Below are 9,772 nucleotides of genomic sequence, written 5' to 3' on the forward strand. Positions count from 1 at the left end.
CGGGCTACAGGGTCTTCTCGAAGCAGAACGACCACGGCATGGTCGCGACGTAGGGCTCGTAGACGTCGATCTGGTCCCAGCCGGTCTTGCGGTAGAGCGCCACGGCGTCGGGCTGCTTGTCGCCGGTCTGCAGGATGAGCCGCGGGGCGCCGAGTTCACGGCCGACGCGCTCGCACTCGTCGAGCAGCGCGGTGGCCGCACCCTTGCCACGCGCGGAGGCCAGCACGATGAGGCGCTTCAGTTCGACCTCGTCGCCCAGACGTCGGACGGCGATGTGCCCGACCGGGTCGCCGGACTCGTCGAGAGCCAGGATCGACGTGACGACGGTCGACGGGTCGACGCTCAGCGCACGACCCCGCTCGGCGGTGACCGCCGGGTCCTCGCCGGCGTTCGCCGACCCGTAGCGCTCGTGCATCTCGTCGTCCATGCGGGCGCGGAGCACCACGCTGCGGGGGTCATCCCAGGACACGCGTTCGATCGTGATCACGAACGTCGATCCTGGCACGGGCGACCGACGACGCGGAAACCGAGGCGACCGGCGCCGCCCGTCAGGCGCGACCGGCGCCGCCCGTCAGGCGCGACCGGCGCCGCCCGTCAGGCGTGCTGGCCGAGTGCCGCGATCGGGCCCTCGCCTGCGCGGAACGCCGCGAGCACGGCCGCCGCGTCGTCGTACACCTCTGCCGCCCCGGCACCGCGGAGCTCGTCGCCGCCGATGCCGCCGGTCATGACGCCGACGCACGGTACCCCCACCTTGCCGGCGGACTCGACGTCCCACATGGCATCCCCGACCATCACCGCGTCGTCGGCGGAGACCCCGGCCTTGTCGAGCGCGACCCGGATGATGCCGGGGTCCGGCTTCGCCTGCTCGACGTCCTCGGAGCTGGTCTCGGCGGTGACCCACTCGCCCGCGTCGAGCAGGTCGCGCAGGCGGGCGAGTTCGGACTCGGGCGCACTGGTCGCCAGGACCACGGCGTGCCCGGCCTCGGCGACGGCCTGCAGGAGCTCGCGTGCCCCCGGCAGCAGCCGGAGCCGCGGCATCTGCTCGGCGTAGTAGGCGGTGTGGAACTGCTTCGCGGTGTCGCGGGTCTCCTGGGACGCGTCCGGCAGCAGCGTCTCGAGCAGCTTCGCCGAGTCCATCCCGATCGCGCGGTGGATCCGCCAGGCGTCGACGGACTCCCCCGCCGCCAGGAACGCCCGCCACCACGCGTCGATGTGCGCGTAGTTCGAGTCGGCGAGGGTGCCGTCGATGTCGAAGAGGACTGCTGTCGTGGGTGCGTCGGCCATCCGTCCATGCTGCTCGGGAGGCCCGGATCGCCTCCCAGGGGCGGCCCGCGTCCGTCAGACGGTGATCGTCTCCCCCGCCGGCAGGATCAGGACGGGCACCGGCCCGAGACCGTCCGGGCCGAGGAAGCGCGCGGCGGACTGCTGGCCGAGCTCGCTCAGCATCGCCTCGTGGATCTGCACGGCCCGTTCCGGCGCCACGGCGCGCACGTAGTCGACGGCCTGGGCGGTGTTCGTCCACGGCCCGCTCGTCGGCAGCAGCAGGGTCGGCACCGGGACGCCGGGCTCGAGGTACGCGTCGCCCGGGTGGAACACCGCGTCGTCCACCAGGTAGCCGACGTTCGCGGTGGACGGGATGTCGGGGTGGATGACCGCGTGCTGCTCGCCGAAGACCCGGACGGAGAACGGTCCGACGGTGATCGTGTCGCCGGCGTGCACCGCTGCGACCCGCCCGTGGTGTTCGCCGAGCTGCTCGACGACGGTCTCCGGACCGCGGACGACGAGGTCCGGGTTCGCCGCGAGTCCCGCACGCAGGGCGTCGATGTCGAAGTGGTCGGGGTGGTCGTGCGTGACGAGGACGCCCGCGGCGCCGCGGACGAGGTCGACGGCCTCGGGCGTGAACACCCCGGGGTCGATGACGAGGGTGACGCCGTCCTGCTCGAGGACGACGGTGGCGTGGTTGTACTTCGTCAACTCCATGCGCACAACTGTACAGCCGTGTTGTACTTCTGCGATCGCCCAGGAGGTGAGGAGTCGTTCAGTCGGCCCGACGCGCGACCCGCTCGAACAGTTCGGGCAGACGGCGGAGCAGCGCACGCTCCTCGGCGTCGGTCTCCTCGCGGATCGCATCGGCCAGCCAGTCCGTGCGGGCGTCCATGTCGCGCTGCAGTGCGGCCCGGCCGGCGTCCGTGATCCGGATGACCGACGCTCGGCGGTCGGTGTCCGACGCCGTCCGGTCGACGTACCCGAGTTCGGCCAGTTCGCCGACCGTGCGGGACTGCCCCTGGTGCTTCACCCCGCGGCGGCGCGCGAGTTCCGCGATCGTCATCGGGCCCTCGCGGTGCAGGAACCCGAGGGTGGTGGTGTGCGTGGCCGGCAGCGCGTCTGCCTCACGTCGTGCGGCACGCACGACCCGGCCGATGGACTGTCGGAGCTCCGCAGCGAGCTCGTCGATCGGGTCCATGCCCGGAACGCTACCGCTTCACGGACAGGAGGCGCGGTGCCAGCTGGCACCGCGCCTCCTGTCCGTCATGGGGTTCTGCTCAGCTGCTGCGGACGTCGTCCGCCGCACCCTGCGCGTTGTCCTTGACGTCGGACGCGGCCCCCTGCGCCTCGCCCTTGACCGCCTGCGCGGCGTCCTGCGCGGTCCCCTTGAGGTCCTGCGCGTGCTCCTTCGCCACGTCGCCGAGCTGCGAGCCGACGTCCTTCGCCTGCTCCTTGACCTCGTCGACGAGCGGTGCAGCCTTGTCCTTCAGCTCACCGGCGAGCTCTTCTTCCTTCTCGGTGGTCGGCAGGAGCGACGACACGAGCCAACCGGCACCGAACGCGATGAGGCCGACGGCCAGGGGGTTGCCCTTCGCCTTCTCGACGCCCTTCTGCGCGACGTCCTTCGCCTGGCCGGTCGCGCCCGAGGCGGAACCGGAGGCGCTCGAGCGGGCCGACCGGGCCGCGCCCATCACGGACTCACGGACGTCCTGGAACCGGCCCTTCACCTTCTCGCTCTGGCGGTGGGCGATGGACGACGGGCTGACCTTGTCGGCGAGGGCGTCGACGTCGGAGCCGAGTTCGCCGCGGGTGCGCTCGATGTCGGCGCGGATCTCGTCTGGGGTGCTCATGGCTTCCTCCCGGTGTTGGGCTTGAGTGTCTCGGGGACTTCCTTGGCGGTCTCGACCGTCTGCGGGGCGCCCTTGATCTCCTTGATCTCCTTGCGCCCGCGGACGGCCAGGATCGCGGCGACGATCGCGTAGACGACCGCGATGACCAGGGCGGACCAGGCGTTGCCGATCAGGTAGCCGAGGCCCCACCACGCGGCGATCGACAGGAACAGCAGGGCGAACACGGCGGTGAGTCCGGCGCCGCCGAACATGCCGCCCGCCTTGCCGGCCTTCTTCGCGGAGTCGGTCAGCTCGGCCTTCGCGAGGGCGACCTCCTGCCGGAACAGGCTGGAGAGGTCACGCGACACGTCGGACAGCAGCTCACCGAGCGGTGTGGTCGCAGCGCGCTCCTCGGGCGTCGGTTCGCCCAGGGGTGTCGCGCCGGGGACGGACTGGCTCATACGCCACTCCCCGATCCGGTGGTGCCGTCGCCGGCCTCCTTCTCGTGCTTGACCTCGGTCGCGAGCGCCTTGGTCAGGCGTCCGGCGAGCAGGCCAGCACCGGCGGCGATCGCGATGAAGGTGCCGGGGCGCTTCGCGGCGAAGGTCTTCACCTCGTCGAGCAGCGAGCCCGGGTCGCGGTTCTCGAGGAACCCGGCGGCCGAGGTCGCGCGGCCCGACAGGTCGCGGACGACCTTCGAGGCGACGCCCTGCTCGTCGTCGTTCTCGGCCATGCGACCGAGCTGCTCGCCGAGGGAGCGGAGTCCGCCGGCAGCGCGCTGCTGCTGTTCGCCGGCCTGCTGCTTGAGGTTCTCGGACGCCTGGCCGTAGAGCTGCTTGGCGTGGTCGGTCGCCTCGGAGGCGACGTTCGACGCCTGCTCCTTGGCGGTGCCCGCGACGTTCGCGGCCTTCTCCTTGGCGTCGCCGGCGACGTCCTGCGCGGCACCCTTGGCCGCGTCGGCCTTGCCGGAGCCGCTGCCCGAGTCACTGCCGGCGCCGCTGGCGCTGCCGGTGCTGCCGGAGCCACCAACGCTGCCGGCGGATGCCGCGGACGGGACGGCGGGGAGCTGCTCGTCGGCCGGGACGGCGTCGAGGGGTGCGTCGAACGGCACCTCGGCGGCGCTGTCGCCGTACGGGTCGTAGGTCTGCGGCGCACCGGGGTCGGTGGGTCGCGCAGCGGGGGTACCGCTGGCGTACGACGGCACGGTCACGCCGGGGGCGACCTCGTGGCCCTCGGAGGCTGCGGTGCGGTCGTGGATGGGCGTCCCGGAGTCGTTCCCGGGTGGGTTCGTGGTCATGGTCGGCCTTCCGGTTGTCGTCGTCCCCGGCGTGCACCGGGGGCGTTTCGCAACGAACGTGCGCCGTGCCCTCTTGGTCCGGTCCCAGGATCACCGGGAAACGCGGTCCGGCAATCCGCACAGGTGGAAGCCGGTTGGATCGACGGGTGCCCCGTGTCTCGGTCGTGATCCCCGTGCGGGACGACGCCGTGCACCTGCGCCGGTGCCTCGCCGCCCTCGCGGCCCAGACCCGGCCGGCCGACGAGGTCGTCGTGGTCGACAACGGCAGCTCCGACGACAGCGCGGCGGTCGCCCGGGACGCCGGTGCGGTCGTGCTCACGGAGCCGGTGCGCGGGATCGCCCGGGCCTCGGCGCGCGGCTACGACCGGGCGTCCGGCGACGTCGTCGTGCGGCTCGACGCCGACTCCGTCCCACCGCCGTCGTGGATCGCGGACGCGGTCCGGCTGCTCGCCGACCCCGAGGTCGTCGCGGTCACCGGTCCGGGCCGGCCCCGCAACGGTGGCGCCGTGGTGCGCCGACTGTGGAACGCCGTGTACATGGGCCCGTACTTCGTCCTGATGTGGAGCGCGCTCGGGCGTCCGCCGCTGTTCGGGTCCGCCATGGCGATGCGCCGGTCGACCTGGGCCGCGGTCGGTGGGCGAGCGCACCGCGACGACGCCGAGGTGCACGACGACGTCGACCTGAGCATGCAGCTCGACCCGGCCTGGCGGGTGGTGGCCGACCCCGTGCTCACCGTGCAGGTGTCCGCGCGACCGTTGGCGGGCCTCCCGTCCGTCTGGGTGCGGACGCGACGCGCCTTCCACACGTTCCGCGTGAACGGCCGGCGGGCGAACCCGGTGCGCCGGTGGGCGCGACGGCTGCGATCGCAGTCGCGGTCGCGGCGGTGGTGGCGCAGCCGCTGACCGACGGGGTCGGGGGACAACGAATCGGTGACGGTCTCAGCCACCGCGGCCCCCGGTCGGTACGTTCGTGAGCGACGGTCACGACCTGACGCGACCGGACGAAGGGGAACCATGCGCCACACGATCACGCTCGCTGCCCTGCTGGCGGCGGGCCTCGCCCTGACCGGCTGCGCACAGGCCGGACCGGCCGGACCCGCGAGCGACACCGCGACCACCGCAGCCGACCCGACGACGGCACCGAGCCCCACCGACACCACGACCGCTCCGAGCCCCACCGACACCGGGGCCCCGAGCGACGAGACCGTCACCGTCCCGGCCAGCTGCACCGACCTGATCACCCCTGGCAAGTGGGACAAGGCGTTCGCATCGGCACCGCTCAACGACCCGTCGGTCGTCGGCGACCCGATCGCGATCCCGAAGAGCTCGTTCACCCCGGCGCTGCAGGGCGACGGCAAGCGCCTGTACTGCGTGTGGCGGGAGCCGCAGGCCGACATCTCGTACCTGTCCATCGCGGTCGACGCCGTCGACTCGGCCGCAGCCCGCGACGCGCTCGAGCAGCTCTCGGCGAAGGGCTACGACTGCGGCGACGAGTCCGACGGGTCCCTGTGCCAGAAGGTCTCGAAGAACTCGCAGTACCCGGTCACGGACGGCGACACGTACTTCACGCGGGGTGACCTCGGCATCCACATCCAGCAGTCGAACATCGAGACGACCGATCTGCTCGACGACGTCGTGGCGAACGTCTTCACGGACTGACGCAGCGGGTCACCGGGCTGGTCGAGACCGCACGTGCGCCCGCTCACCCTGCGGCCCGTACAGGCACAGCACCTCGGTGACGGAGTCGGTCACGTTGCCCATCCAGTGCGGGGTGTGGGTGTCGAACTCGGCGACCTCTCCGGGGCCCAGGTCGAGGTCGTGCTCCCCCAGCACCAGTCGGAGCCGTCCGGACAGCACGTAGAGCCACTCGTAGCCCTCGTGCGTCTTGAGCGACGGCTCCCCACCCGGGGTGTTCGGCGGGAACAGCTGCTTGAACGAGCGCACCCCGCCGGTCCGCTTCGTCAGCGGCACGACGACGCGGCCGCCGTGCACCTCGGGCTTCATGTGCACGCGCGGGTCGCCGGTCTGCGGTGCGCCGACCAGGTCGTCGAGGGGCACCTGGTACGCCCGCGCGAGGGGCAGCAGCAGTTCCAGCGTCGGCTTCCGCTGGCCGGACTCGAGCCGCGACAGCGTGCTCACCGAGACCCCCGTCTGCTCAGACAGCGCGGTGAGCGTGACGTCGCGGTGGGCACGCAGCGCGCGCAGTCGGGGGCCGACCCCGTCGACGACCTCGGCGGTCGTGCGCGGGGCGGTCGCGTCCTGGCTGCCGTGTCCCATGGCGGACATGTTGCCACAACGGCAAACTTCGTTGCTGTTCTCGCTCGATCCGCCGCATGCTCAGCGCATGCCTGCACACTTCGACGTCATCGTCATCGGCGGCTCGGCCGCCGGCCTCTCCGCCGCCCTCATCCTCGGCCGTTCGCGGCGCTCGGTGCTCGTCGTCGACTCCGGCGAGCCCCGCAACGCCCCGGCGGCCGGCGCGCACAACTACCTCGGCCACGAGGGCGTCGCGCCCGCCGAGCTGCTCCGCATCGGTCGCGACGAGGTCGCCGCCTACGGCGTCCAGGTCACGGCCGGGAGGATCGTGGCCACGTCCGCCACGACCGGTGACGGTCACGACCCGGTCGGCTTCTCGGTCACGCTGGACTCGGGCGAGGTCGTCACGGCGCGCAGGCTGGTCGTCGCCTCCGGCGCCGTGGACGTCCTGCCGGAGGTCCCGGGCCTGGCCGAGCAGTGGGGGCGCGGGGTCGTGCACTGCCCGTTCTGCCACGGGTGGGAGATCCGCGACCAGCGGATCGGGGTCCTGGTCACGACGCCGAACGGCGCACACCACGCGCTCATGTTCCGGGCGCTGAGCGATCGGGTGATCGTGTTCCTGACCGAGCCGGCCCTGATGGACGACACCGCCCTGGCCGGTTTGGCGGCCCGTGGCATCTCGGTCATCGAGGGCCCCGTCGCCGCCGTGGTCTCCGAGGGTGACCGGCTGACCGGGGTCCGGCTCGGCGACGGGTCGTTCGTCGAGCTCGATGCCCTGGCCACGGCGAGCCGGCCCGAGGCGCGGGTGGGGTTCCTGTCCGGGCTCGGCCTGGACGCCACCGACCAGTTCATGGGCGACCACCGGTTCGCGACCGCGCTGACCGTGGACGCCGCCGGGCAGACCGCCGTGCGCGGGGTCTACGCGGCAGGCAACGTGACGGCCCCGATGGCGACGGTCATCGCGTCGGCGGCTGCCGGCACCCAGACGGGTGCGGCGGTGCACGGCGACCTGGTGCAGGCCGACCTGGTGGCGGCGCTGGCCGGGGTGGGCGCGGGCGTCGGCGTCGGCGCTGGCTCGGCCGATGTTTCGCGCTGAGCGACAGTTCGCGGGGCCAGGCGGGCGTGCAGTGTCGGTGAGCGCGAAACCCGGGCTCGGTCAGTCGACGCGGTAGCCAGCCTGCGCGGCCAGCAGCGGTGCGAGCGTGTAGAGCTGGTCGGCGCCGATCGTGGCCCCGCGGAACCCCTCGAGCCGCTCGACCCGATCGAGGTCCGCTCCGCGCAGGTCCACGTGGTCGATGCGGGTGTTCGACCCCTCGGCGGCGCGGATGCTGCTGCCGTCGAACGACACCCGCAGCAGCTTCGCGTCAGCGATGTCGAGCTCGTCGATGACGCAGTCGCGGAACACCACGTCGGTGATCGTCGAGCCGCGCAGGTTCACGAACCCGAACTTCATGCCGACGAACTCGACGCCGTTCAGCCCGGAGTCGTACAGCTCCGCCGAGCCGACGCGACCGCCGGAGACCCGGACCTCGCGCCACGAGCTGCTCGACGCCCGCAGGATCGGGGCGTCGAGCGAGTCGATGATCGAGTCACGGACCCGGAGCCCACGGAAGTCCGCGTCGTCGCCCCGGAACGTGTCGATGACGCACTCCTCGATCTCCAGGTCGGGCAGTCGCTCGCCGGCCAGGTCGAGGACGTCGATGCGCTTGCCCTCGATGCGGTCACCCGTCAGGACGTCACCGGGTGCTGGCACCCAGTCCTCGAGGTTCGTGGGTTCGGTCAGGGTGATGCGCGGGGCGTCGGTGCCGGAGGAGCGTGCCATGCCCCCAGTCTGGCGGTGACCGCCGACCCAGGGTCACGACCGGGGCCGGGTGAGGACGCTGTCCAGCCGGTAGTCCTTCGCCGGGCCGCGCGCTTCCCACCGCACCGTCCAGCGGTCTTCGTCGCCGCCGAAGGCACCCGTGTAGTCGTCCGGAGCGCAGGCGTGGGCGACGCTCGTGCCCCAGACCCAGTCGTGGAACACCCGACCGTCGGAGAAGTGCACGGTCCAGTCGCCGGCGGCGCGGTGCGCCCCGCCGGTACTCGTCCGCCGCAGGACGAGGGTCCGGGACACGGGCGTCGTCCGACCGTCGAAGGTCATCACGCCCGACTCGTCCCAGCGCACCTCGTCGTCACCGACCCGGGTCAGGGTGGTCGTCCCGGTGACGATCCCCGTGGCACCGGCGCGGTGGTCGTGCACGGTGCGGTGCAGGTCCCACACCCCGAGCAGGTCCGTCGGCAGCAGCACCCGACCAGGCTAACCGCGCAGGGCCTCGGCCCGCGCGGCTCGACGCTCGTCGTCGGTGATGACCCCGCGGGCGTGCAGCTCGTCGAGTTCGAGGAGCCGCTGCTCCGGCGAGCTCCGACGGGCACCGTGCGGGCGCCGGCTGCGGACGACCGCGATGCACACGGCGACGATGACCGCGATGACGATGAGCGCCATGAGCAGGGTCCAGACGAGGTCGTAGACCGGCGGGATCAGGGGGTTCTGCACTTCTTCGGAGGCCATCATCGTCCACGCAGCGCTTCGGCTCGGGCGCTGCGGTGCTCCTCGTCGGAGATCACGCCGCGGGCGTGCAGGTCGTCGAGTTCGGCGAGCCGCTGTTCGAGTGGTTTGTCCGGTGCGAACGTGCGGCTCTGCATCGCCTGGTACGCGATGTCCTCCTGCATGGTGAGCGGGTTCTGACCGCGGTCGGCCATCCGCTTGCCGCGGTAGAGCGCCAGGATGACGATCGTCAGGGTCGTGAGGATCGCCAACGCGGCGACGACCCCGAATGCGATGCCGAACCAGCCGTCGAACAGGTCGGGCATCCCCGACTCCCCCGGACCCTCGAGCTCACTGAACGCGGACCAACTGAGCACCATCGCGCTCCCCCTTCTCACAACGACGAGCGAAGCGTAGCGCGAGACGGCGAACACGAGCGGGCGTTCCTTCCCAGAACGCCCGCGATGGAATGTGGAAACGGGCGTACCTGGTCAGAAGTTCCGACCCGGTACGCCCGAAATCACCCGGTACGCCCGATTCGACCAGGCAGCGCGAACCCCAGCCAGCGCAACTCCCACCACCCAGCCCACGGCCCCCGGCC

Annotated in this window: 15 protein-coding genes; 3 read left to right on the forward strand and 12 right to left on the reverse strand. The window is 72.3% G+C overall.

All coding sequences use genetic code 11. The features are described from left to right. Positions 1-4: 4 nt before the first annotated feature. The 7 genes from DEJ04_RS17100 to DEJ04_RS17130 all read right to left on the reverse strand — a co-directional run bounded on the left by DEJ04_RS17100 (position 5) and on the right by DEJ04_RS17130 (position 4,392). Positions 5-487 carry a GNAT family N-acetyltransferase gene (locus tag DEJ04_RS17100; RefSeq protein WP_239001387.1) on the reverse strand — a complete coding sequence of 161 codons (483 nt, stop codon included), beginning with the start codon at positions 485-487 and terminating at the stop codon, positions 5-7. Positions 488-594: 107 nt separating this feature from the next. Beyond that, on the reverse strand, positions 595-1,284 hold the full coding sequence (locus DEJ04_RS17105) for an HAD family hydrolase (RefSeq protein WP_111047870.1): 690 nt from the start codon (positions 1,282-1,284) through the stop codon (positions 595-597). 54 nt (positions 1,285-1,338) lie between these two features. After that, positions 1,339-1,980: an MBL fold metallo-hydrolase gene (locus tag DEJ04_RS17110; RefSeq protein ID WP_110865612.1), complete on the reverse strand. Its 642-nt coding sequence runs from the start codon at positions 1,978-1,980 to the stop codon at positions 1,339-1,341. Positions 1,981-2,038: 58 nt separating this feature from the next. After that, entirely contained in the window at positions 2,039-2,464 is a 426-nt protein-coding gene (locus tag DEJ04_RS17115; protein WP_071245883.1) for a MarR family winged helix-turn-helix transcriptional regulator, read from the reverse strand. A gap of 79 nt (positions 2,465-2,543) precedes the next feature. Further along, positions 2,544-3,116, reverse strand: coding sequence for a DUF3618 domain-containing protein (locus tag DEJ04_RS17120; protein WP_111047871.1), 573 nt, complete (start codon positions 3,114-3,116; stop codon positions 2,544-2,546). After that, positions 3,113-3,556 (reverse strand): phage holin family protein, encoded by a 444-nt coding sequence (locus tag DEJ04_RS17125; RefSeq protein WP_111047872.1) that lies wholly within the window; start codon positions 3,554-3,556, stop codon positions 3,113-3,115. The genes DEJ04_RS17120 and DEJ04_RS17125 overlap by 4 nt, the downstream gene beginning before the upstream one ends. Next, positions 3,553-4,392, reverse strand: a complete 840-nt coding sequence (locus DEJ04_RS17130) for a hypothetical protein (protein WP_111047873.1) — start codon at positions 4,390-4,392, stop codon at positions 3,553-3,555. The genes DEJ04_RS17125 and DEJ04_RS17130 overlap by 4 nt, the downstream gene beginning before the upstream one ends. A 146-nt stretch (positions 4,393-4,538) precedes the next feature. On the opposite strand from DEJ04_RS17130, the gene DEJ04_RS17135 reads away from it, so the two are divergent. Both DEJ04_RS17135 and DEJ04_RS18830 read left to right on the forward strand, forming a co-directional pair. Then, positions 4,539-5,294 (forward strand): glycosyltransferase family 2 protein, encoded by a 756-nt coding sequence (locus DEJ04_RS17135; protein WP_111047874.1) that lies wholly within the window; start codon positions 4,539-4,541, stop codon positions 5,292-5,294. A gap of 111 nt (positions 5,295-5,405) precedes the next feature. Beyond that, positions 5,406-6,050, forward strand: a complete 645-nt coding sequence (locus DEJ04_RS18830; RefSeq protein ID WP_111047875.1) for a hypothetical protein — start codon at positions 5,406-5,408, stop codon at positions 6,048-6,050. 9 nt (positions 6,051-6,059) lie between these two features. Here DEJ04_RS18830 and DEJ04_RS17145 read toward each other — a convergent pair whose 3' ends face one another. Continuing rightward, entirely contained in the window at positions 6,060-6,677 is a 618-nt protein-coding gene (locus tag DEJ04_RS17145; protein WP_111047876.1) for a helix-turn-helix domain-containing protein, read from the reverse strand. Between the two features lie 58 nt (positions 6,678-6,735). Between DEJ04_RS17145 and DEJ04_RS17150 the strand changes: the two genes are divergently transcribed. Continuing rightward, positions 6,736-7,743 (forward strand): NAD(P)/FAD-dependent oxidoreductase, encoded by a 1,008-nt coding sequence (locus tag DEJ04_RS17150; RefSeq protein ID WP_111047877.1) that lies wholly within the window; start codon positions 6,736-6,738, stop codon positions 7,741-7,743. 60 nt (positions 7,744-7,803) lie between these two features. Here DEJ04_RS17150 and DEJ04_RS17155 read toward each other — a convergent pair whose 3' ends face one another. From DEJ04_RS17155 to DEJ04_RS17170, 4 genes are read right to left on the reverse strand one after another with little or no spacing between them, the layout of a single operon-like run. Beyond that, a complete protein-coding gene (locus DEJ04_RS17155; protein ID WP_111047878.1) occupies positions 7,804-8,469 on the reverse strand; it encodes a pentapeptide repeat-containing protein in 666 nt (221 codons plus the stop codon). Between the two features lie 33 nt (positions 8,470-8,502). Next, on the reverse strand, positions 8,503-8,934 hold the full coding sequence (locus DEJ04_RS17160) for a DUF6314 family protein (RefSeq protein ID WP_111047879.1): 432 nt from the start codon (positions 8,932-8,934) through the stop codon (positions 8,503-8,505). 9 nt (positions 8,935-8,943) lie between these two features. Further along, positions 8,944-9,195 (reverse strand): hypothetical protein, encoded by a 252-nt coding sequence (locus DEJ04_RS17165; RefSeq protein WP_111024922.1) that lies wholly within the window; start codon positions 9,193-9,195, stop codon positions 8,944-8,946. Next, entirely contained in the window at positions 9,195-9,551 is a 357-nt protein-coding gene (locus DEJ04_RS17170; protein ID WP_071404844.1) for an SHOCT domain-containing protein, read from the reverse strand. The genes DEJ04_RS17165 and DEJ04_RS17170 overlap by 1 nt, the downstream gene beginning before the upstream one ends. Positions 9,552-9,772 lie beyond the last annotated feature (221 nt).

Origin of the sequence: Curtobacterium sp. MCLR17_044 (genome assembly GCF_003234435.1) — a bacterium.
Lineage (GTDB): Bacteria > Actinomycetota > Actinomycetes > Actinomycetales > Microbacteriaceae > Curtobacterium > Curtobacterium flaccumfaciens.

Excerpts from the sequence above, each read along its gene's own strand:
- DEJ04_RS17105 (WP_111047870.1), bottom strand. The coding sequence starts at position 1,284 with ATGGCCGACGCACCCACGACAGCAGTCCTCTTCGACATCGACGGCACC.
- DEJ04_RS17110 (WP_110865612.1), bottom strand. The coding sequence starts at position 1,980 with ATGGAGTTGACGAAGTACAACCACGCCACCGTCGTCCTCGAGCAGGAC.
- DEJ04_RS17115 (WP_071245883.1), bottom strand. The coding sequence starts at position 2,464 with ATGGACCCGATCGACGAGCTCGCTGCGGAGCTCCGACAGTCCATCGGC.
- DEJ04_RS17120 (WP_111047871.1), bottom strand. The coding sequence starts at position 3,116 with ATGAGCACCCCAGACGAGATCCGCGCCGACATCGAGCGCACCCGCGGC.
- DEJ04_RS17125 (WP_111047872.1), bottom strand. The coding sequence starts at position 3,556 with ATGAGCCAGTCCGTCCCCGGCGCGACACCCCTGGGCGAACCGACGCCC.
- DEJ04_RS17130 (WP_111047873.1), bottom strand. The coding sequence starts at position 4,392 with ATGACCACGAACCCACCCGGGAACGACTCCGGGACGCCCATCCACGAC.
- DEJ04_RS18830 (WP_111047875.1), top strand. The coding sequence starts at position 5,406 with ATGCGCCACACGATCACGCTCGCTGCCCTGCTGGCGGCGGGCCTCGCC.
- DEJ04_RS17145 (WP_111047876.1), bottom strand. The coding sequence starts at position 6,677 with ATGTCCGCCATGGGACACGGCAGCCAGGACGCGACCGCCCCGCGCACG.
- DEJ04_RS17150 (WP_111047877.1), top strand. The coding sequence starts at position 6,736 with ATGCCTGCACACTTCGACGTCATCGTCATCGGCGGCTCGGCCGCCGGC.
- DEJ04_RS17155 (WP_111047878.1), bottom strand. The coding sequence starts at position 8,469 with ATGGCACGCTCCTCCGGCACCGACGCCCCGCGCATCACCCTGACCGAA.
- DEJ04_RS17165 (WP_111024922.1), bottom strand. The coding sequence starts at position 9,195 with ATGGCCTCCGAAGAAGTGCAGAACCCCCTGATCCCGCCGGTCTACGAC.
- DEJ04_RS17170 (WP_071404844.1), bottom strand. The coding sequence starts at position 9,551 with ATGGTGCTCAGTTGGTCCGCGTTCAGTGAGCTCGAGGGTCCGGGGGAG.